The sequence below is a fragment of the Nocardia sp. NPDC004260 genome, from assembly GCF_053603155.1.
The window spans coordinates 22613-45446 of sequence record NZ_JBSGEZ010000049.1 but is presented as its reverse complement, the minus strand read 5'-3'; the positions used below and the strand labels follow the sequence as shown (position 1 = coordinate 45446).

Below are 22834 nucleotides of genomic sequence, written 5' to 3'. Positions count from 1 at the left end.
TCACCCGCTCAGCGCTGTGGCCCGGTGGATCGCGGCGATCGTGTGATAGCAGTATTTCTCAACTGCGGGTGACGGGGCTTGAGGTACGTTACTCAGCGCGTCCACCCGGTCGCCCGTTGTCGTAGTGTTGAGGTGCCGGGCCGCGGCCATCACGACCAGTACGACCAGGTCGTATTTCACCTTGAGTCGTCCGGTGCATTCGCCGCCCGCGCCGCCGTGCCGAGGGCAACGGTTTCCACGGCTGCAGATGACGATGTCGGGAATGGTGACGCTCAGCTGGTCGTCCACATCTTGCGCGGCCACCCCGTAGTGCCGCCGGCCAAGGCCCGCGAGCAGATACGGCCTGCGCACCGCCGACCAAAATCGCCACTTCCAGCTGATCGCGCGGATTCCTTGCACAGCGACGAAAGCTTGCTCGTCAGTGAGCGGTTCGAGACGCGGGAGGGATGACTCCAGCCACGACGGAAGCCTTGACGGTGCGCATCCCTCCCGCGTATCAGACGGCTTCTGTATCAAGCTGTCTCGATGTCCTTCTTCAACCGGACATCCGAATCGATGTAGCGCGTCGTAGGCTTGGTACTGAGCTGCCGAATCTTCTTTATCGACAATACGGACTCGGCCGGACCCGCCCCGTCGAGCTGGGCATCGAAGGACTCTGGATAGTGTGTCATGGGACACTCCTCTCACGCTGGTCGGATGATCATAAGAACTCGCCGCCTCCCCCACAAGATCGCGCGTTGACTCGTCATGAAATTTCGCCGAACTCGTCTGTGCCGCCCCGTACCGGGGTGCAGCTCGGCAGCACCGGACCATCGATCCCCGCTGAGCCGGTGGCAGCCCGAGTCCCTGCGGCGCGTATCGGGTGCACCGGGCACGGACTGTCGCGACAGCGCCATGCCCAGGCACACCGGTCGGTACCGACTGCTCCGATCAGCTCGGCAGATCGTCTACGGATGCGGATTCCTTGCGGGACAGGGTGATACCCAGGTTCGCCGCGGCGCGCTCCAGGTCCTCGCCCTCACGCAACTCGATCGCGGCACCGTCAGAGGACAACACCTCGACGTTGAGGCACAGCGACTGAAGTTCCTTCAGCAGCACCTTGAACGACTCCGGAATGCCCGGCTCGGTGATGTTCTCACCGTTGCGGCGCCGGGGACAGACACTGGTTCGGGAAACCACCACGTTGCAACGCTGGCATGCGGCGCACGATCTGCTCGATCAGGGCGTCGGGCTGCTGGACTGCTCACGGCGGCTGGGGTTGGCGCTGAACACGGTGAAGCGTGATCCCCAACCGATGGGCGACACTTCAACCAGCCTGACGGCAGAAACCGTGGAGAGCCCGTTGCGTCGAGAGGCGCACGGCCGGTTCGGCGAGAGGTCCGGGGAAACGAAGCAGGAGCAATCCCGCCACCGCGCCCCGGGCCTACCCAGCGATGAGGTCGGGAGCCGCGACCCCCGTACGACTACCCCGCCGCAGCCCCGTGGCTGCGGGCGAGGTCCGGATCACCCAATCGATCCGAGCCAGATTTCGAACAGTCGGCCAACGAGCCCCCAGCGGCAGTACAGGACGTTCCGGGGCATCGGGCGGTGGCGTTGTCTTGGGGACTGTCCAAGATAAGGTTGGGTCAACGTCAGATGATGAGTCAGGACTGGAGATGCCTCGGAACAGACGGCCACGTGATCGAGAAGAGAAGCGTGCGGAGATTGTGGCCGCTGCACGGCGGTTGTTCGTCGAGGAAGGCTACGACGCGGCATCGATGGCGCGGATCGCCCGGGACTCCGGGGTGGTGTCGAACACCTTGTACTGGTACTTCCAGGACAAGGACGCGGTGCTGATCGCGGTGCTGGACGCGGTGCTGGCGGATTCGATGGCCGCCTACGGCTCACTGCTCGACTCAGGGGTGGCGGATCGATTGTTGTGGCTGGTCGGGCAATTGGAGCAGCTGGGCCGGTTGGTGAGCACGGTCCACGCACGAGCGAAAGAGTCCGCGGCCGTCGATGAATGGCACGAGCAGTTTCACGTGTTGGCGGAGGGGTTGTTCCGGACCGACCTGATCGAGTTGGGGGTGCCTGCCGGCGAGGTGGATCCCCTGGTCACGATCGGGGTGTTCGTGGTCGAGGGTTTGCTGACCCACCCGATGCCCGAATCGGCCAAGCGCGCGGTGATCGAGGCATTGCTGCATCGCGCCCAGGACAGCGCTGCGGCTGCCCGCTGACTTCCCTCCGGCGCGCGGAACGACAGCGTGCAGGTCGCCGTTAGCGGGTGCGCGTGGCCGCGAATCGAGTTGTCAGGAAACGGATCTGGTCGCGGACAGCGTCCTCGAAGCGATCGCCCACGTAGATGCCGAAGTGGTCACACGGATAGCTTCGGATCTGGACATGCGCCAGCCCGTGGCCCAAGCGCATCGTGGTGCTCGCGGGGGCGGCCACGTCATCGTCGCAGACGCACAGCAGGGTCGGTGTGCTGGAGCGGGCCAGAGCACGACCGGGTCGATACCGCGGAAGATGCAGAGCCAGGCGCGCGGCCAGCGCGTTGGCGGCGTCGAAATCGCCGTTCGGGCCATACAGCACACCCCATATGGTGTCGCGACCGACGGTGCTCGCGGGTTCTTCGCTGCCGTCGTCGAGGGTCGGCTCGATGTTCGGCGATATCCGAGCGCGCAGGGACGGCAACCGCTCGAGCAATGCGCTGGTGCGCCGCGAGAGCCGGGTCCTTGCCGGTAGGAGCGCCGAAGCGCCGGCCAGGGCGTCGGGTGAGGCGACGAACGCGGGCATCCACGGGGTGCCCGCCATGGGTAGCAGGATCGGTTTCGCGCCGAACCATGACCCGACCGTGTCGAGGATGGCTACCGCGAACAGCGCCGGGGCGCTGAGCGGCGCGATGCGCACGCGCGAACGCAGTGACGCGGGTCCGTCGGTGAAGGGGCACTGCGCGACGACCGCCGCCACCCCGGTGTCTTCGGAGGCGACTTGAAGAACATGCCCACCACCGAAAGAGCTACCCCACAAAGCAATTCGATCCGCGTCGACGTCAGGTAAGGAGCGAGCGAACTTCAGAGCGGCATGCCAGTCGGCGCGTTGCTTGCCGATATCGAGCAGTTGGCGTGGGTAGCCGCCGCTCGCGCCGAGATGACGGTAGTCGAACACCAGCACCGACCAGCCCGCCGCGGTGAACCGTTCAGCATAGGCATCGAGTCGCATCTCACGCACCGCTCCCAGCCCGTGCCCCATGATCACCACGGGCCGCCGTCCCGGCGAGTCGGGCGGGGTGTACAGCCATGCCGCGCACGTGTCCGTCCCGGACGCGAAGGCGACCTCACGTCGCTGTACCGCTGTTCCCTCGTGCTGATCCGGCCCGCCGCTCGTCATACCGTGTGCCCTTTTCCGCCTCGTTGCAGTTCTTCTTGGGCGTCGTCCAAGAAGATCGTGCGGCAACGGTAAAGCTTTCTTGAACGCCAGTCAAGAAGCCGTTACCCTTCTTGATGATCATTCAAGAAATCAAGAGATGAGGCGGGATCCCTTAGGTGCCGACAACGACGACGTGGCCGCCGAGCTGCGCCGATTGGCGACCAGCGGCCTGCTTGCCCAGGAACCTGGAAGGCCCGGCGATCAGCGATCTGGACGGCGAGTACACCGCAACCCTGCTGGCCCAGCCGAATCTGTTCGCCGTGGTAACAGCAACTCGCCGCGCAGTTGACCGAACGGCACGACGTGCGCTGCGAGGTGCTCGCCGCCGACCTCATCGACCCCGCCGCACCCGCCGCGATTGTGAACCACGCCGACCAACAGGGCCTCGAGATCGACGTCCTGATCAACAACGCGGGCCTGTCGGGTAAAACCGCGTTCGCCGGGTCGTCCCCGGCATGAAGAAACGCCACTGGGGCCGCATCGTCAATCTGTCCTCGGTCGCCGCGTTCGCCCCACCCGCGGCCAGCCTGCTCTACACCGGCATCAAGGCCTACGTGCTCAACGTCTCACAAGCCCTCGACATGGAACTCAAACCCCACGGCATCCACGTCACCGCCCTGTGCCCCGGCTTCACTCACACCGAGCTCCACGATGTCATGGGCACTCGCGACCAAGCCGACCATCTGCCCCGGATCCTCTGGCAGCAGCCCGGAGCAGTCGTCACCGAAGGGTGGGCCGCCGTGATGAAGGGCAAGCCCGTGTGTGTGCCCGGCGCCGTCAACAAGGTCTCCGCCGCCGCCATGAAACCCCTGCCCATCCACCTGAGCTACCTCGCCGGAAAGACCCTCAACCCTTCCGAGAACAGCTGAACCCGCGCCGTGATGGCACGCTCAGCGGCATTCACCGAGCGCTTTCAGGTGATTCCCCGGCCGTGGCATCAACCATGTGACCAGCCGGATCCTGCCAGGATCTTGACGCAAGAAAACCGATTGGTCCGCATCCGGGCGGCCGTCTCCGTCGCTCCACCCGCTACGTCGGGGCGGAGCGAGCGCAGGAGTACGGTCGGCTCCATGCGGGCGAGGGGATGCTGCTGGTGCGGGTCACCCCCGAGGAGGTGATATCGGAGAACAACGTCACTGGTGAATAGCAAGGGGCGATGATCATGACCACTGGTCGGCGATGACGGTCGACGACGGCAACGCCGCCGGGGGATCCGCAGGCCGCGAGCCCTACACCGACGGGTCGCAGGAGTCGAATGGGCGGTCGGTGGGCAACCTGGAGTTGTTCTTCGACCTCACCTTCGTGTTCGCGATGTCGCAGGTCACCCACCTGATGCTCAGTGACATCTCCTGGCAGGGTTTCGGCCGGGGTGTGCTCGCTCTGCTTGCGCTGTGGTGGGCGTGGGTGTGCTACGCCTGGCTGACCAACACGTTCGACACGGCGCGGGTGACGTACACGACGTTGATCATCGTCGCGATGGCGGCGATGCTCATCGCGGCGATCGCACTGCCGACCGCATTCACCACCGGGGCCCTCGTTTTCGGGCTCGCATTGCTTGCCGTCCGTCTCATCAACGTCGGGATGTTCCTCGCCTCGTCATCCCGAGAGGAGGATGGATTGGCGTCGGCGATCCGCCGACTGGCGCCGGGCCTGGTCGTCGGGCCGGTCTTGATCGTTGCCGCTGCTTTTGTGGCCTCCCCCTATCGTGAGTTGCTGTGGCTCGCGGCGGCGGCGGTCGACTTCGGCAGTCCACTGATAGCAGGAATCCGCGGATTTCGGGTCGTACCCTCGTATTTCATCGAGCGCCACGGTTCGGTCATCATCATCGCCCTGGGCGAGACGATCGTCGCGATGGGGGCGGGGGCAACCGGAGACCTGCGCCATCCCGGTGTCCTCGGGGCCGTGGTTCTCGGGGTGCTGATCTCGGCCACGCTGTGGTGGACCTACTTCGGCCTCACCGCAGGCGCCGAAGAACGTATGCGGCGAACATCCGGTGTCGATCGGGTACGGTTGGCGCGCGACGCCTACAGCTACCTGCACCTGCCGCTCGTCGCGGGGATTGTCTTCTTCGCCCTCGGGGCCCGGGTTTCGGTGGAACACATCGATGAGCCGCTGGCGCCGCTGGCCGCTCTCGCCCTCACCGGTGGGGTGGCACTGTTCTACGCCGGCGAGGTGGCCTACCGATGGCGTGACCACCGTCGGCTCACCCGCGATCGGCTCCTCACCGCCGCCGCGGCCCTCCTCGTCTTTCCGGTGGCGATTTCCGTCCCCGCCTTCTTGTCGCTGACCGTGCTTACCGCGATCGGAGTCCTGCGACTCGCATGGGAGCTGTGGCGGCGCCCGCAGATAGGCACCGGCATAGCGGGATCCGTACGGTGAGAACGACTCCACTGACGTAAGCACCGCCTAGCTTCCGACGTTCTGCTGAGGAGCACATGCAGAGGTTCCTCAGTTTTCCATGTTCGGGGGTCGTGTCTACTCACGCCGAGAGCACCGGTCGGCCAAGGGTCGACTCAGGACGCAGTTCGACGGCCAGCTCCGCGCCGAGGGCCGCCTGCGCGAGCGCTCGGCCGAGCCCGGGGGCCTGCTTGAACAGATTGTGACCGGCGATGAAGTAGATGCCGTCGGCCTCCCAGATCGCCACTCCGTCCTCACTCCAGGGCAGGTCGGTCACCCAGCAGTGGCGGTAGTCCACCGGCTCGGGATCCAGCCCGGGCAGAGCCCGGCGCACGTAGTTACCGGCCCGGTCGGCCAGCGCGGCGAGCTGGGCCGGCTGGAGAAAGCTGCCGTCGTCGCGCAATTCGAGGGTCTCACTGAGTCCCACGGCGTACTGCCGGTTGCCGGGCATCGTCGCGGCGTAAATGCCGGTCTCACCGAATTCGCCGCTGCTGTCCTGCAGGCATGCGAGTCGCTGAAACCGCTCGCGCACATCGAAGGTGACCCGCACGTGCGCTGCCGAGCGCACCGGAAGCGATATCCCCACTCCGCGTGCCAGCCGTGCGGTTCCCTGGCCCGCGCACACCACCACGGCTGCGTGTTCGACCCGTGCGCCGCCGGTCTGGACCTCGATGGTGCCTCGCCCGGTGGGCGCTACCGATAGCACCTCGTCAACCACCAGAGCGTCACCGATCGAGGCGGCGAGCCCATCGATCGCGGCCCGCGTCCGGATCGCCCCGCCCGCCTCATCGAGCATCGCAGGACCCTCGTAGGCGGCCAACAGCGGCATCCGCTGCGCCAGTTCGTCGGGCTCGATGCGACGTGCCCGCACCCCACCGACCCGTTCCAGGATCGCCAGCCGCTGCTCAACGCTGGCACCGATCGCGACCACGCCGTCAGCCGAGATCAGCTCTCTGCCCAGCTGCTGCGCCCATTGGTCCCAGATAGCACGGCTGTCCCGCGCGAATGCCACTAGCCGGGGGTCGTCGTGGGCATGGCGAAAAATTCTGGCTTCACCGCCGGACTGGGCATTGCCCGGCAACCCCCGTTCGTACACCCGGACCGACTCGCCCGCGCTCAGCAGTGCGTAGGCGGTGGACAGCCCGACGATGCCCGCCCCGACGACCCCGATATCCGCAGCGTTCATGATGGGTTACACCTGCGCCTGGGTTCGGCTTCGAGTCGGACCAGCAGCGCCTTGGTGGCCATGGCGGGTCTCCTGCTCGGAGGTGGTGGACATGATCCAGCATCACACCACCGGCCGGTGAAGGGAAGGACCCCCGGACCCACGAATCAGGAAACCGATCTCACCCCTAGCGATCGCGGAGCCGAAAGAGGAGATTGCCTGGTGAAGGAAATGCGACGCCTGGATGCACCCGCTGTCGGTCGGCCGTGACGCGAAACATTGTGGTGGGCCAGGTTTCGGTGTCGATTTCCATTCCGTGCGCTGTCGCGTTCTGTCCCCAGAACACTACAAAACCGCAGTTCAATGGCTTGCGATTTTATTGCGTTCGCGTAGTTGCCCCCTACACGTTCCGCACGATCCCCGAGCCGCTCGCCGCGGCAAGGCAGGGCTGAAGCGCCATCGTGGTGGGCGAAGGGATCACGAACTCCTGAGTGGGGGTCAGTGTTCGAGTCCCCTTAGTGGTGGTGCACCGGCCGGGGCGTCTACCGGTACGCCGTGCACGCTGGCCTGCATCCTGGACCGGCTGGAGAACCTGTCAGGCTGACGGGCTGAGGTTGTTCATGATCAGGCAGAGAGTGAACGCGAAGCGGTCGGGCCCGGTGCCGGAGGTCAGCCCCCACCCGGACATGGGTAAGGCAATCCGTGGGCTGCACGGTGACGATGCATCCAGATTCTCCGGTCAACGCTCTTCGACAGAACTGCGCCCTACCGCGCACTCTGCCGCCGCGCCGGCGGTAGCTGGTGGATCTGCGTCGATAGGCCGAGACTGGTTATTGCCTGCCCGCGCCATACGGCACGCGAGGTGCGTGGGTTTCCGCCTATCGGCATGAAGGAGGCTGGAAATGCATCACTCAGACTTGGACCCGACCTTCTATCGGAGCGCAGCGGAGGCGGCGGCCGCGCCACCGGAGCGGCTCGCATACGTTGTTGCGTTCGACCGCGCGGCACAGAAGCCAGATGCGCTGTCAGTAATCGATGTGGATCCGGGCTCGGCCACCTACGGCCTGGTGGTGGGCTGGACCGAGGTACCCCACCTGGGCAACGAGCTGCACCATTTCGGCTGGAACGCCTGCAGCAGCGCGCTGAAGCATGAGGGCCACCAGATTGAGGGGCTGGCTCGGCGGTACCTGATCGTGCCGGGTCTGCGCTCGTCGCGCCTGTACGTGTTCGACACCCAGCCCGACCCACGCCAGCCCACCCTGTCCAAGATCGTGGACAGCTCCGAGCTCGCGGCCAAGGCCGGCTACTCCCGTCCACACACGCTGCACTGCGGGCCGGACGGTGTGTTCATGACCTGCCTCGGCGGGGCCGACGGATCGGACGGGCCGGGCGGGATCGCGCTGCTCGATCACGGCACGTTCGATGTGCTGCGGCAATGGGAGACCGACCGTGGGCCGCAATACCTCGCGTACGACGCCTGGTGGCATCTCAACCAGAACACGCTGATCAGCAGCGAGTGGGGCACCCCAGCCATGATCGAGGACGGGCTGAACCCGGAGCTGTTGCTGGCCAACAAGTACGGCCACGCGATCCACTTCTGGGACCTCAGCGCCGGTCGGCACCAGCAGCGGATCGATCTCGGCGAGCAATACCAGATGGCACTCGAGCTGCGCCCGTCACACGATCCGGACGCCGCTTGGGGGTTCGTCGGCGTGGTGATCTCGACCGAGGATCTGTCGGCCTCCGTGTGGCGTTGGCACCGCGATGGCGGCGTGTGGGCGGTCGACAAGGTGATCACCATCCCGGCCGAGCCGGCCGATCCCGATCTGCTGCCGCCGGCACTGAAACCGTTCGGCGCGGTGCCGCCGCTGGTCACCGACATCGACCTGTCGGTCGACGACGCATACCTCTACGTCTCGTGCTGGGGTACCGGGGAGCTGAAGCAGTTCGACGTGCGCGACCCGGCCGACCCGAAAGAGACCGGGTCGGTCCGGCTCGGCGGAATCGTGGGCCGCGCCGCCCACCCGGCCGCGCCGAACCAGCCGCTTGCCGGCGGCCCCCAGATGGTCGAGATCAGCCGTAACGGTCGGCGGGTCTACCTCACCAATTCGCTCTATGGCGCGTGGGACGACCAGTTCTACCCAGATGGGGTTGGCGCCTGGATGGCCGTGATGCGCATCGATCCCGACGGCGGAATGACCATCGACGAGTCGTTCTTCCCGCACGACGAGGACTTTCGAGGTCTGCGGGTGCACCAGGTGCGCCTCCAGGGCGGCGACGCGTCCTCCGACTCCTACTGCTACCAGTAGTCGGGACGAGCGGGGACCACTGGATCTCCACCGCGTATGCCCGGTCGGCGAAGTGTCCGCACACGTCGAACCTCGGACACGCTGTTGGCGCTAGGAGATCACCATACAGTCTCGATATCGAAGCGGCGCAGAAACATTCACCAGGAGCTTCGATGCCTTCGGCTGTGCCGTCGGCGCCGGACTACCACAGTCGAGATCGATATTTCATCGGCCCTGGCCTGCTTTTCCGACAGGCCTCATGCGTCTCGAACTTCCACGGACGTGCCCAGGACGGTTACCGTCAACGGATATTCGCTGTCACCGAAACGGGCACGGGATCCGCCGACGTCAGCGTGGATCTTGCTGGGGTGGACGCCGAGCCGACGGCCGATATGGTCTTTCATCGCGATCTGCGCAAGTCGGTCCGTACCGCTGAGGGCGTAGATCTCGGCGACGGTGCCGGGGAGCCAGTCGAGCTCGTCCACCTGGGCACGAGTCAATCGGGTCACCCCATTGTCGGTTCGGGAGAGACCGGCGCCGGCGACGAACACCCGGTCACGCAGGAATGCCCGGCGCTGCGCATGATCAAGTGCCGCCATGGGCCCGGTCGGTACGAGCGCGTCGACCAGATGGAATGCGACGAGGACCCGGTCGTCCCGACATACCTGCACGTCGAAGGCGGGATGTATAGGGTCGTCGGCCTCGAATCCGGCGAAACGGGCTCGGACGGTCACGGTGCCGTGTTCCGGCAGGGACTCGTACAGGTCGAGCACCGTGATGCGGTGCGGGTATCCGACGTGACCGCGATGAATGTCCGGCGACCAGCGCCAGAGTTCGGCGTGCGGAATGACGTGGGTGCACGCGTCGAGGAGCCCCTGATGTAGCTCGCCGCGAGGAACGCTACCGCGGGCCGCATCCAGAATGCCGACCGCCGCCGTCGCACCCGAGCGCAGCGAGACGAGATACCGGAAACGTGGGCCGTGGCTCAGCGTGCCCGAGGCGTACGGATCAGGTTCGGGCTGCAGGTCGGCGGGGTCCGGCCACGGGTCCGGCCGGGGCGCCGTGTGGGATAGGACGAGAATCGCGGTAGCAGTCGGCTCGAATCTGGACAGACGCGGATCCCTCACCGCACGCCACACCGAGGTCGTCACGGCGAATCCCTCGCCGGTCCGCTTCACCTCGGTGCGCAACGTCGTCGGGCCCGGCACCGGAGTCCACCGCTGCAGCCGCAGTTCGCGCAGCGCGGCTACGGTTCCCACCCGACGACCCGCCGCGACGATTCTGTCCATGGTCGACATGAGCGGAAGTGCGGGCACAGTCCAGGTAGGACGGTGGTCTGACACCCAGTCGTCGACGATCGGGTCGAGAACCTCCTCCGTCGAGTATGGATCCGCCGCCACCAACCGGACCGACAGATTCGGAACCCGGTAGATCTTGGTCCCGTCGACCCACAGTCCGGCGTCCGCGACGGCAAGGCAGGTGGCGCCGGTCCGCTCGATGCGGGTCACCGTGAGCTCGATCGTCACGAGTTCATTGTCCGGGGTGACCTGCCCGCGGTACTTCCAGGACAGACGTTCACCGAGGGCTACCGACTCGAAGCGCATTCCGGCAGCCAGGCCGCTGTCCCGGAGCACGAACTGCAGCAACCGGACCATGGCTTCGACACCGAGTGAGCCCGGTTGCACCGGGTCCTGGAAGAAATGCGCGCGGAAGTACCATTCACCACCGGTGATCTGCTTGACCGCGACGATTCGGCCGAGCCCTGCGGGGCCGCCATTCGGGTAGTACCCGGTTATCCGGTCCCACATGCGCAGTGTCGGTTCGGACGGGGGCAGTGTGTCCGCGTCGATCACCGGATCATCGGCGGCGGCCAGACCGGCGCGTTCCTCATCCGTTGCCGGTAGCCCGACCTGATCGGTGAAGGCGCGCCGCGGGAAGAACCCGAACACTGTCGATGCGGACAGAATCTGCTTACCGGCCGCGTCGGACTCCACATCGAACGCGACGACGATCATACCGGCGTGCGTAGAGATGTCGCGGAGGGTGGCCGTCGTCCGCACGATCCCGGTCATCGGTGTCACCTCGGCCAGTACGGTGGCGGTGCCATCGAGGTTGCGGAAAAGCACGTCCTCCGTGGTGGACAACGCGCAGCCCGCGTAGGAGGCCAGCCAGCCGCACGGCTGCAGTGCGACCTCCATCAGCACCGACACCGGCATCACCGGGTAGCCGTTGGCCTGCCAATACCAAGCGTCCGGTGGCACGTCGTATTCAGCGACCGCCCGGGCGCCCACCCGCATCGCCCCCGGCGGCGCGTCGACCGAGACGATCCTGGATACGAATTGGTATGGCGGTCCCGGCAGGCGGGCCGCGCGACGGGTGCCGTCGAATGTGACGTACATCGGGCCGAACGCCGCGCTCGGCCGGCCAAGGGCCGAGGCCAACAGGGCCGCTCGATCAGTGACGACCGCATCGGAATCCCGATTCTCGGCCGCCATCGGCACGAGTTGGGCCAGCGGCCAGTCCGGCACCAAGCGGAGTCCAACGCGGCGAGCGTGAAATGCCCTGACCCCGTCGACGGTGCACAGCACATCGGCTGTCAGCGTGGGCTCGGCACCGGCACGGACCTCCGCGACGAACACCTCGTAGACAATTTCCCGGCTGTCCGGGGTGACCTGGCCACGGCACCGCATCGGCACCGCAATATCGGTCACCGGCTCGAAACGGTACCCGTCGGTGTCTATCGTATGGCCGAGCGCGGCCAGGTAGAAGGCCATCGCCTGCAGGCAGCCCTCGAGCATCAGGGTGCCGGGCATGCACGGATCATTCTCGAAATGGCCGTCGAAGTACCAGTCGTCCGGCGCCACCGGAGCAGAGGCTCGCAGATATCCCCGCTCCCACGGCCCGCCGCCGGGCGCGAACTCGGTGATCTCGCGAAGGAACAGCATGCGTCCATCGGCGATGCGCGGGGTCCGCACATGCGCCCGGGTACGACGCCACCCGGGGCCGAAACACAGATCCGGCCGCCCGGCCGCGAACGCGGCGACCTGGTCGGCGGAAAAGGCGTCGGCCGCGGTCTCCAGCATCGGCGGATCGCATGGACGGGCGCGGTCCGGCGCGTCGGACCGCGGATCCCACAACACGCCGCCACTAGCCGCGAGCTCGGCGTCGCTGAAAAAGCCGGCCTGGCCGCCGCGGACACTCAGGCGGAGTTCGCCCTCGACATAGCAGTCATAACGGAAGAAGAACAGGCGCATGCCTGCGTGTTCCCCATGACCGTCGATGTCGATATCGAACGTCAGAGTCTGTCCGGGGACCGGCGGACTGCCGTGGAAGGTGACCTCACAACCGAGTAGCCGGTACACGCGCTCACCTCGGTTGAGCAGGTCGATCCCCATCCAACTGATGAGCAACAGATCCGCCTGACCAGCCTCGATCATCAGGCCCGCGGGCATGCGGCCGGCCGGGTCGAGGTACCAGCTGTCGGCGGTGACATCGGTCTCGGTGTGAATCGATCCTGTGCCGAGACGCCCCTGCTCGGCCTCGATCCCGGTGACCCGGTCGGCGAGCAGCATCGGTGGCGCCGGCATCCGCACCTGCCGCCGAAATTCATCCTGTGCCCGGAAGAACGGTCCCAGAACCGCCGAGATCGGTCCCGTCGCAAGCGCTTCCAGCTGGGCGCGGTCCAACGACGGCAGCCGCCGCAGCGCACCCGGGACGGCCCCCTCGGCCGACACTACTGTCTGGGCACCGGTCGATACCGGGCTCAGCAAGAGGTGCTGTGCTTGCGTGATTACCCCCAGATAGCGCCGGTGCATTACGGCCTGGTCCTCGAGAAAGCGCCGGTGCACTCGCACAATGTCCGAAAACAGCGTGTTCGGCGGCGGTTCGGAGACCGGAACGAGAGAGACCTCGGCCGCGGCGGAAACCGCCGGCAAGGGGTGGGTGGAAGCGACCGGCCGCACGATCGTAGGGGCGATACTCACCGGCGGTAGGGCCGGTGCGGGGGCCATCGCCTCCGCGGGGAAAAGGTCAGGCAGTGCGACGCTCGGCCAGTGCGCGGCCACACGGACAGTCCGACCCACGGGCTGGGGCCGGGAGTCGCGTGTGCCGAGCCGATCGAGCAGGTCATCGTAGCGCAGATCGATTCCGGCGGAGCGCAATTCGGCGACTGCCCGGACCATGCTGCGCTGTCCTCGTCCGTCGGCGGAATCCAACGCCACGGTCAGATGTTCCCGATCACCGAGGATCTGGGAGATCCAGCCGGTGCACAGCGCGCGTGGACCGTGCTCGATGAACACCCGAACCCCGTCGGCCCATGCTTTCTCCACCGTGGCAACGAAATCGATGGTCCGCACGGCCTGTTCGGTGATGGCGTCTGCGGCGGACGTCCGGGACACGACGTAGGACGACGAGGTCGCACAGGAATAGAAGCGAACATCGGGCAACTGTGTGGTCGGCCGGTCGTGCAGCCGCCACCAGGCGTCCCGGACCCGTTCTACTTCCGGAATATGGACGGCGATGTCGTACCCGAGTGCGAGTGCATGGACCTCTCCGAGCCGGGACAGCACGCGGGCACAGCCCTCGGCCTCCCCGCCGATCACACACGCCTGCGGTGCACTTATCGCCATGAGGCGAACGGTGGGCTCGTCACCCAGCGCCGCGCGCACGGCCTGCACGTCGGCGCTGACCAGAAAACTGGTCCACCGACCGTCGTCGATTCCGCGTTCGCGCCAGGCACTGCGCACGACGTCGAGGTTGCCCGCTACCTCTCGGGTGAACAGCGGTGACCGGTGGGCATCGGCAACCAGTCGCGGCACCTCGCCCCATGCGCCCATCGCGACGAGGGAGGTGGTCTCTCCAGACGAATAGCCCAGCACCGCCGCCGGTTCGAGGCCGAGGATGCCGCGGGTCAGCTCCGTGTGGAGCTGACCAAGCAGGGAGGCACCCCAGATCTGGTTGAGCACGTGCGGCACGTCGGTCCCGGTGCCGGTGTAGGCCCACCCGGCGAAGTCGCGGAGCGGACCGCAGCGGCGTTCGAGGCGATCGACTATCTCCGGAAAAGCCAGCAGCACGTCGCGTCCCATCCGGGGGTAACACGCGGAACCGTTGGTGTAGACGAACGCGACCTCACCTTCGACCGCCCGGTCCCGGAAGGCGACACCCTCTGGACGCACCCCCCGTCCCGCGAGCCAGCGCATCGCGGCTGCCAGGCGGGTGGACAGCTGGTCCGCGTCCACGGCGGATACGACCAGCCGGGCCGGACCGTGGTCACCTTCGGTTCCGGCGCGGGCGGCGGCGAGCACGCTCGCGGCGTCCGCGCCGGAGTAGACATGATGACGCACTGGGGGTTCCGTGCTCCACGGTGCTATCTCAGCAGCGATCAGCGCGGTCACGGCGGGGGCGGCACCGAGCGTCCGGACGGCGACCGTTGCGTGCCGGATTCCCAGCGACGGGTCCGCCGCACGCCCCGCACGAGGCACGGCGCCATGGCGCAGCGCGACGGTGGCGCAGGCAACGGCAAGCAGGCCCTTCGCGGCATGAGGGGCACCGAAAAGCGTTGTCGGATCGAATTTTTCGCATCCCGCGGCGTCGTCTGCCGGTGCGTCCCCGACAATCAGTTCGCTCACGTCACCGGGATCAGCGACGAGGGCGAGTACCTCGTCGCCGTCGTTGCGGGCATCGGCGGCTCGCTTGAGGACGAGCACGATTGCCGCATCGCCGGGGGCGGCGTCGACGCCCACTGCTGCCGCCGCGCTGCGATGGACGGGTTCGTGCGAGAGATCTACCGCGCCGACGAGTACGGCGTCGGCCGAACCGTCCCGCAGGGCACGGCAGCCCAGCTCCAGTGCCACGATTCCGGAGGCTTCCTCGGCCGAGACCGTGAAGCCGGGCCCGCGCAGGTCGAGCTGGGAGTTGATCCGGTTGGCGACGATATTGGGCATCGTGCCCAACACCGCGGGCGCCGTTAGCGGCGCGGCAAATGCGTCCGCGACACCATCCCGTGCGTCGGCTACATGGTGCGCGGCGACGCGAATACGCGCTGGATGACGGGCGACCTCTGCGTCACAGCCCATCCCGATCAGCACAGTCGTTCGTTCCTGGGGCAGCGCGACGCGGCCGGCGGCCTCCCGAGCCGCCTCGAGGATGGCGACCTGCTGGCCGAGTGCCTGTCGCAGATCGGCCGGCGGCGTGCGGAGGCCATCCAGCGCCACGTCGTAGTCCGCGGCCGGCTCGGCATGCCATGTGCCACCCAGCAGGCTCTCGCGGAATTCGGCATAGCTGCGGCAGGTCCCGACCCGAGCGCCGATCGCGACGATCGCCACCGCCGCAGCGGCGGGCATGGGAGGCGCCGGTGGCGGGGCAAGTGCCGCGGCGCTGTCTCCCGGACCAGGATCGATCACGAGGTGGGCATTGTTGCCACCGAAGCCGAAGGCGCTGATTCCGGCACGCCGCGGGCCGTCCCAGGGCTCGGCTTCATGGAGCAGCCGCAGGGTCGTGCCGCGAAGAACCGTCACAGGTTCCTCGGCCGAGAGGGTTGGCGGTCGGACGCCGGCGTCGAACGCGCCCAGGACTTTGAGCAGCCCGGCCACGCCGGCGGCGGTAACCAGATGTCCCGTATTGGACTTCACCGAACCGATCGGAAGGTCCGCGGCGTTTCCGAACACATCGGCCATCGCACGCACTTCGGTCGCGTCGCCGAGCGGCGTACCAGTGGCGTGACATTCCAGCAGCGACACCGACTCCGGTGCGACTCCGGCCATGGTGTGGGCCTGCCGTATCGCCTCGAGCTGCCCGGCCTGCGACGGCACGAGGAGCCCGGCGCCGCGGCCATCGTTCGACAGGCCGATCCCGCGGATCACCCCGAATATCCGCATGTCCGCCGCCAGCGCATCGGACAGTCGCATGAGCGCCACGAACCCGCAGCCCTCGGCCGGCACCAGGCCATCGGCGCCACGGTGGAACGGCCTGCTACGGCCGGTGGGGCTGAGCGCGCCGAGGGCGCTGAACGCCAGGTGCACCGCGAGATCGTCGACGCGGTTCACCGCACCGGCCACCATCATGTCCGCGGTGCGGGCGTGGAGCCGGTCGCAGGCGAGCTTGATCGCATACAACGCGGATGCGCACGCCGCATCCAGCGCGAACGCATCGCCGCCGAGTCCCAGGGCGGCGGCGGCGAAGTGCGCGGGCATGGCCGAGGAGAATCTGTCGCGGGCTGCCGGGGAACCGGGCAGCGCCGTGCGCAACTGCGCGGGTTGCTCGGCAAGCCACACGCTTTCTGCATACCGGACCAACCCGTCGGTTGGCATGGACAAATTTCCCAGAACCAGGCCCGTCCGGTCACGGGGCCGGTCTTCGCCGGCTTCCCGCAGGGCTTCGCGCACGCCGTGGAGCACCCAGCGGAACGCGGGGTCGAGCGCTGCGATCTCCTCGCGACCGACCAGGAAGCCATCCGGTCGAAAAATATCGTCGAAGCCGTGCACGTAGCCGCCGGCAGCGCTGTGAACCGGGGCCGAGGGCCCGACGATGTGCGCCATGGCCTCGCTCGGCAATCGCCATCGCTCCGCCGTCGCCATCGAGACGCTGAGTCGGCCGGTGACGATGTTGTGCCAGAACGAATCGGGCGTCAGTGCATCGGGCAGCACACAGCCCCGGCCGACCACCGCGACGGGTTCGAACACTGTGGCTACTCCTAACCGGTGATGTCGGGCCGGGCGATGAGCCGGACCCCGCCCAGTTCGAAGAGCGGGCGTCCATTCGTCGTGCAGACCTGGACATCACAATCGGCTTCGCTGCCGCCTGCTCGGCCGGCAAGCACCACTACTCGCGCGTCGCTGTCCAGCGGGCCGGGGACGAAGAGGCGAAACTCCGCAATTCCCATGGGCAGGACCGCGGCCCCGAGGACATGCTCGGCCCACAGCGTCGCGAGCTGCAGTGCGCCGTCGACTGCGGCCGGGTCGGTATTCCGGTCCGCCGTGGGCCAGTTCCGGCCGCGGGTGCCGGTCACCATGCCCGCCGCCCCGTGCGGCGCGATGCCGTCGACGGCGGTGAGCACCTGGAACGCGGGCCCATGGAAGAGCACCCGCCCGTCATATGTCTCCCGTCCCAACGGCTGTAGGCCGGTCGGTTCGGTCCAGCGCCTCGGTGTCGAGCCGCGGCCTGCTGCCCGCGCCCGGAAGTGCTGTCGGCCCTCCGGCCCGGATACGGTGAGCGTCAGCGGGCCCACGGGGTCCGGCCGGTCGGCCGTCAGGCGCAGGGTCCTGCCGCGTGCCGCGAAATCGTCCAAGGCGATCTTGCTCAGCACTTCGATGCCCGACAAGGTGATATCCCCGCCCGGTAGCGCTGCCCGCAACACCCCGGTAAACCATTCGAGAACCAGCGCAACTGGGACCACCGGCAACCCGCCGATCTGATGGTCGAACAGGTAGCTGTGATCGCGGGCGGTCACAGCGAGCTCCCCACTGATGTCGGAGGCGGAACCGGGGTGACCCGCCGCCCGTAGGACGCACACCGGTCCGGCGTCGTCACACAATTCCTCGATGAATGCCTTGGCACCGGCCGCCGGCGACATCAGTGGCATGCCCGTGGCACGGAAGTGCGCCGCGAGCGACTCGTCCACCATGCCGCCGTCCCAAGGGCCCCAGGCAATGGCTCGCACCAGGCAGTTTTCGCGCCTGCGGTGTTCCGTCGCGGCGAGTTGTGTGATGATCTCGTTCGCCATGGCGTAGTCGCTCTGGCCCGCGTTGCCGTAGCACGCCGCCACCGAGGAGAACACGCACAGCAGTTCGAGCGGGTCGTCGGCCACGGCAGCGAGTAACGAGCGCAGGCCGCCGACCTTGGTGTCGAAGACCCGGTCGAACTGCTCGTCGCTCTTGTCGCGGATCGCCTTGTCGGCGAGCACACCCGCTCCGTGCACAAGCCCGGTGATGGGCCCCCACTCGGTGCGGATGTCCGCCAGCGCGGTCCGCACAGCCTCGGTGTCGGTCACATCGGCCGTCACATAACGCACCGGTGACCCCGCGATCTGCAGGGCACGCAGCGTCTCGCGGACCTCCCTGGCGGCAAGGACCGCGGCGGTCTCACTCCGGATGCGCCGGGGATCGGGAGTCTCGCCACCGGCACGCAGGTGCCCGACGACCGCGTCACGTACTGCCGTCTCGCCGCGCGCGTCCCGCAGCCACGACGGTTCATCGGTGAGCGGCGTCCGGCCGATGAGAACCAGTCTGGGCGAGCCGGCTTCGGCGAGTGCGCGAAGGGCCGCAGCGGTGACCCCGCGCGCCCCGCCGCTCACCACGATCACGGAATGCGGTCCCGCCGGTTTCCTGGTCGCCGTACCGGGTGGGAGTGCCACGGTATCGAGCACGGTGCGACGGCCGTCCGCGGTCAGCCCGACATCGGTCGACGCGCCGCCGTCGAGCAGTTCCCGCGCGATCGCCCGGGCAATGGCGGCGTCGGTGCGGCCTCGGGTGTCGCAATCGATCGCCTTGACGGTGATGTCTCGCCACTCCCGGGCGGCTGTGCGCGCCAAAGCGGCGAGACCCGCCGGGGTCGGCGCGGCACCCGACCGGCCGAAGTCACTGCCTGTGTCCTGAACGGTGACGAAGATCCCGGGCCCGGTCGTCCGCTCCGTGACGAAGGTCCGTGCCAGCCGGAAGGCGTCCCGGTCGGCGGTGAGCGCCGCGTCAGCGGTGGTTGCCGTGCCCAGGGTGCCGAGATGGATCAGGCCTTGGATATCGGCAGCGGGTTCGATGTCGACACGGGCGTCGACGCCGGATTCGATGAGTTCTGTCGCCAGCAGTTCGGCGAGGCCGGACTTACCGCCGGTAATCGCCACCCGGCTACTGCGCAGACCGGGCAGGGCAAGCCCGGACGCCGCACGCGGCACGGGCCGCACGGTCAGTCGCACGGCGGGTTCGGTGTCGACCGGGGATGTGTTGGCGGGCACGCCGAGGGGTGTGGGGTCGGAAATCATCGTGGCATCGGGCGGCGGTTCGCCCGCAGGCCGGGATGCCTCCGGGGATCCGCCGGCGCCGAGCAGATCGGCCACCTCCGCGAGGGTTCGTGCGGCGCCCAGGGTCGCCGCATCCACCTCACGTACTCCGGGGAACCGCTGGCGGACCGCCGACAGAATCTCCACCCGCTTGATCGAATCGATACCGAGGTCCGATTCCAGCTCCATGCCGACATCGAGCACATCGACGGGATATCCGGTCTTCTCCGCCACGACCGACAGCAAACCGGCCACATCGGCGGAGGAGCCTGGGGGAGAAACCATGTCGGACAATGAATCCGAGGTGTGGGGTTCGCGTGTGGTAGCAGGGATATCCGGCGCCGGCGGCATGGGCGCAGAGTCGAGAATGCTGTGGCCGATCATCGCAGGTGCGGCGATGCTGTTGGTCACCGAATAGTCCGGAACAGGTACGGCAGTGCCATTCGGCAGCGGATGGTGGGTGATCGGCGCCGGGGCGGGCAGTGTCGCTGCGGGTGTGCCGCCGGCCAGGCCGACGAGTGCCGCCTCCGACAGCCGCAGAAACGCCAGATGCGATTCGGCCATCGTTCGCTGATAGGCGATGTGGGCTTCGCTTGCGAGCCGCTGTGTCTCCCGCAGTGCCTCGAGCCAGTCGGAACCGGCCGCGGTAGAGAGGCTCGGTGGCTGTGCCATCAGCGCACTCTCGGCCGGTGGAGCCGGAGTTGGCGAGTGCGGCGGTGACAGTGTGGCCGAGCCATCTGCGGGTGGGTAGGGCTTGCCGTAGTTGGCGCCGAGTAGTTTCACGGTCGCCGGAGATTGTTCCTTGCTCATTGTTTCCTCGTCCGGTCGCAGGTTGTAGGCCCTCCACAAGGCCGTGAAGTCCAGGCGTAGCCCCCCAACGGCCAATCGCGCCATGGCATCGTGCGCGGCTTGCATTCCCCGGGCTGTCGCTCGGTCGAGGCTGACCGCCAGGTGTTCGCGCCCGGCGAGAATCTCTCCCACCAGCCGCGTGAGTGTCGCGCCCGCACCTACCTCGATGAACGTCCGGATGCCGTCCGCGTACATCGCTTCGATCTGATCGACGAATCGGACCGGAACAATGAGTTGCTCGGCAAGACCAGCCCGCACCGCGTCCGGATGGGCCGGGTACGGCGTGCCTCGGCTGTTCCCATATACCGGAATCCGCGGTGCCTGGAGGTCGGCCGCATCGAGGACGTCCCGCCATGGCGTCGCGGCGGCGGCGACGAGCGGGGTGTGGAACGCCCCGGCCGCTTCGAGGCGCCGTACGGTGTGTCCAGCCTCGGTCGCCTGCCGCTCGAACGCCGCCACCGCGCTCGTCGCACCGGACACGACGACCTGCTCGGGCGCGTTGTGATTGGCCACCCACAACCGACCGTCCGCGGCCGATTCGACGAGCGCCTGAACCTCATCGAGGGTGCCGATCACTGCGGTCATGGCACCGGGCTCGGTGGCGGTGTCGCGCATCAGCTCGCCTCGCCGCCGGGCGAGGTACAGCAATGTCGCACGGTCGAAGCATCCCGCCGCGTGCAACGCGACCAGCTCACCGAAACTGTGCCCGCCCACGGCATCCGGGCGTATATCGAGGGCTCGTAGTAACGCCAGCGTGGCGAGGCTCTGGGCGGCAAGTGCCGGTTGCGCCTGTTCGGTAGACCTGAGTCGGGCCTGCTGTGCGGCACGTTCTTCGGCGCTGAACGTCGGCGGCGCGAAGACGACCCGATGTAGTGCTTCGTGGTCGGACCGGTCCTGTGCGGCAACCGCGTCCCAGCTCTCCCGCGCGGCCGGCAATACCATCGCCAACTCGGCGCCCATCCCGACGTACTGGCTGCCCTGACCGGAGAACAGGAACCCGATCGGGCCCGGTTCCGCGACAGTGGCACGGTAATGGACGCCGCCAGGACCCTCGAACGATTCCGCCGGGGCCGCGACGATCCGGTCGGCTACGGCATGCAGTGTCGTCGCGAGGTCACCCGCCTCGGTGACGATGACGCCGAGGCGGACCGCTGCCGCCGGGTCGAAGGCTTCCTGGGTCTTTCGTGCGACAGTGACGATTCCGTCCGTCGTATCGGTGAGCGCGCGAGCCGCGGCCACCAGCGCACTGGGCGAATCCGCGGACAGCAGTACGAGTTCGCTGCCGGCGGCGCGCAGGAAAGGAGCCGCCGATCCGGTCGCCGGCACATACTCCTCGAGTGTGATGTGAAAGTCCGTGCCGCCGAAGCCGAAACTCGACACGCCGGCGCGCCGGGGATGGCCGCCGGCGCTGATCCACGGCCGCGCCGTCGTATTCAGGTAGAACGGGCTACCGTCCAATCCGAGCGCCGGGTTGGGATGGTTCACCTTGATCGTCGGGGGGAGCACGCGGTGGTGCAGTGCCAGCGTCGCCTTGAGCAGCCCCGCCGCACCGGCGGCGTTCTTGGTATGCCCGATCTGCGATTTCACCAACCCCAGTGCACACCACCCGGTGTCGGCCCGGCCTGTCTCGCCGAAAACCGCTCGCAGAGCGGCGACCTCGGCCGCGTCACCGGCCGCCGTCCCGGTTCCGTGTGCCTCGACCAGTTCGACCGTATCCGGCCCATATCCGGCCATCTCGTAGGCACGTCGCAGTGCTCGTGCCTGGCCGCTGGATTGTGGCGCGTAGATCGCGCCGCCGCGGCCATCCGATGCGGTGCCGATCCCCCGGATCACCGCGAATATCCGGTCGCCGTCCCGTTCGGCATCGTGCAGTCGGCGTAGTGCGAACATGACCACGCCCTCGCCGAGAATCATGCCGTCCGCGTCCGCGGAGAACGGGCGGCAGTCCCCGGTTGGTGAGAGGGCGGGTGTCTTGCTGAAGGAGGTGTAGGTCACCGGATCGTTGAGCGTGTCCACGCCGCCGGTCACCACCAGGTCAGCGTGCCCGAGCGCGAGTTCGTTGATCCCGCTCGACAGCGCCGCCAACGAACTCGCGCACGCGGCGTCGGTGGTGTAGTTGCTGCCGTGGAGGTCGAACCGGTTCGCGATCCGACCAGCGACGACATTGCTGAGCATGCCGGGCAGGCTGCCCTCTTGCCACGGCACGTAGTGCTCGGCAATCCGATCGCAGATCGCGCGCGCCCGGTCCTCCGGGATTCCGTTCTCGCGCAGCGCGGCCAGCCACACCGGGCGCTCCATGCGCGCGGCCATGGTAGTGAGCAACTCCAGTGCGGACGTGCCGAGAATGACACTGACCCGCTCACGGTCCACAGCGGACATGCGCTGCGGTTCGAGCGACGACAGCAGCCGTTCGGCGACGACCAACGCCAGGAGTTGGCTCGTATCGGTGGCCGCGAGCGTGTTCGGCGGAATGCCGAAGGCGATCGGATCGAATGGCACTGGTGAGAGAAACGCCCCGCGCCGAGCATAGGTCCTGTCCGGTGTCGCGGGGTCGGCGTGGTAGTAGTCGTCGACGAGCCAATGTGTGGCCGGGACATCGCTCACCCGGTCTGCCCCGGACACGACCGTCCGCCAGAAACCGTCCGCGCCGGGTGCTCCGGGCAGCAGCGCGCTCACGCCAACGATCGCTACCGGTGGCACATTCCCGGCATCACTATCGGACATGGTCGAACCTCCTTC

Annotated in this window: 9 protein-coding genes and 2 pseudogenes; 4 read left to right on the top strand and 7 right to left on the bottom strand. The window is 67.7% G+C overall.

The window, feature by feature from the left end; genetic code table 11:
* The 3 genes and pseudogenes from ACWEO7_RS25840 to ACWEO7_RS25830 all read right to left on the bottom strand — a co-directional run.
* Entirely contained in the window at window positions 1-399 is a 399-nt protein-coding gene (locus tag ACWEO7_RS25840; protein ID WP_452426856.1) for a hypothetical protein, read from the bottom strand.
* A 113-nt stretch (window positions 400-512) separates the two neighbouring features.
* A complete protein-coding gene (locus ACWEO7_RS25835) occupies window positions 513-671 on the bottom strand; it encodes a hypothetical protein (protein WP_452426854.1) in 159 nt (52 codons plus the stop codon).
* Window positions 672-930: 259 nt separating this feature from the next.
* Window positions 931-1188 (bottom strand): annotated as a pseudogene (locus ACWEO7_RS25830) (hypothetical protein); the annotation flags it as partial.
* Between the two features lie 467 nt (window positions 1189-1655).
* On the opposite strand from ACWEO7_RS25830, the gene ACWEO7_RS25825 reads away from it, so the two are divergent.
* Complete coding sequence (locus ACWEO7_RS25825; RefSeq protein WP_452426852.1) at window positions 1656-2216, top strand: TetR/AcrR family transcriptional regulator; 561 nt, start codon at window positions 1656-1658, stop codon at window positions 2214-2216.
* 40 nt (window positions 2217-2256) lie between these two features.
* On the opposite strand, the gene ACWEO7_RS25820 is transcribed toward ACWEO7_RS25825, so the two are convergent.
* A complete protein-coding gene (locus ACWEO7_RS25820; RefSeq protein WP_452426850.1) occupies window positions 2257-3369 on the bottom strand; it encodes an alpha/beta hydrolase in 1113 nt (370 codons plus the stop codon).
* Window positions 3370-3681: 312 nt separating this feature from the next.
* Here ACWEO7_RS25820 and ACWEO7_RS25815 point away from each other — a divergent pair.
* Both ACWEO7_RS25815 and ACWEO7_RS25810 read left to right on the top strand, forming a co-directional pair.
* Window positions 3682-4277, top strand: a pseudogene (locus tag ACWEO7_RS25815) (SDR family NAD(P)-dependent oxidoreductase); the annotation flags it as partial.
* Window positions 4278-4587: 310 nt separating this feature from the next.
* Window positions 4588-5787: a low temperature requirement protein A gene (locus tag ACWEO7_RS25810; RefSeq protein ID WP_452426848.1), complete on the top strand. Its 1200-nt coding sequence runs from the start codon at window positions 4588-4590 to the stop codon at window positions 5785-5787.
* A 100-nt stretch (window positions 5788-5887) separates the two neighbouring features.
* On the opposite strand, the gene ACWEO7_RS25805 is transcribed toward ACWEO7_RS25810, so the two are convergent.
* On the bottom strand, window positions 5888-6991 hold the full coding sequence (locus ACWEO7_RS25805) for an NAD(P)/FAD-dependent oxidoreductase (protein ID WP_452426846.1): 1104 nt from the start codon (window positions 6989-6991) through the stop codon (window positions 5888-5890).
* Between the two features lie 881 nt (window positions 6992-7872).
* Here ACWEO7_RS25805 and ACWEO7_RS25800 point away from each other — a divergent pair.
* Window positions 7873-9279: a selenium-binding protein SBP56-related protein gene (locus ACWEO7_RS25800; RefSeq protein ID WP_452426844.1), complete on the top strand. Its 1407-nt coding sequence runs from the start codon at window positions 7873-7875 to the stop codon at window positions 9277-9279.
* Window positions 9280-9515: 236 nt separating this feature from the next.
* On the opposite strand, the gene ACWEO7_RS25795 is transcribed toward ACWEO7_RS25800, so the two are convergent.
* Together ACWEO7_RS25795 and ACWEO7_RS25790 are read right to left on the bottom strand one after the other, a co-directional pair.
* The gene (locus tag ACWEO7_RS25795) at window positions 9516-16937 is read right to left on the bottom strand and encodes a beta-ketoacyl synthase N-terminal-like domain-containing protein (RefSeq protein WP_452426842.1); all 7422 of its coding nucleotides are present in this window, start codon (window positions 16935-16937) and stop codon (window positions 9516-9518) included.
* A gap of 11 nt (window positions 16938-16948) precedes the next feature.
* The gene (locus ACWEO7_RS25790; RefSeq protein WP_452426840.1) at window positions 16949-22819 is read right to left on the bottom strand and encodes an SDR family NAD(P)-dependent oxidoreductase; all 5871 of its coding nucleotides are present in this window, start codon (window positions 22817-22819) and stop codon (window positions 16949-16951) included.
* Window positions 22820-22834: the final 15 nt, after the last annotated feature.

Bases quoted from the DNA above. Each gene is read 5' to 3' on its own strand.
- ACWEO7_RS25825 (WP_452426852.1), top strand. From the start codon at position 1,656: ATGCCTCGGAACAGACGGCCACGTGATCGAGAAGAGAAGCGTGCGGAG.
- ACWEO7_RS25820 (WP_452426850.1), bottom strand. From the start codon at position 3,369: ATGACGAGCGGCGGGCCGGATCAGCACGAGGGAACAGCGGTACAGCGA.
- ACWEO7_RS25835 (WP_452426854.1), bottom strand. From the start codon at position 671: ATGACACACTATCCAGAGTCCTTCGATGCCCAGCTCGACGGGGCGGGT.
- ACWEO7_RS25800 (WP_452426844.1), top strand. From the start codon at position 7,873: ATGCATCACTCAGACTTGGACCCGACCTTCTATCGGAGCGCAGCGGAG.
- ACWEO7_RS25790 (WP_452426840.1), bottom strand. From the start codon at position 22,819: ATGTCCGATAGTGATGCCGGGAATGTGCCACCGGTAGCGATCGTTGGC.
- ACWEO7_RS25805 (WP_452426846.1), bottom strand. From the start codon at position 6,991: ATGAACGCTGCGGATATCGGGGTCGTCGGGGCGGGCATCGTCGGGCTG.
- ACWEO7_RS25810 (WP_452426848.1), top strand. From the start codon at position 4,588: ATGACGGTCGACGACGGCAACGCCGCCGGGGGATCCGCAGGCCGCGAG.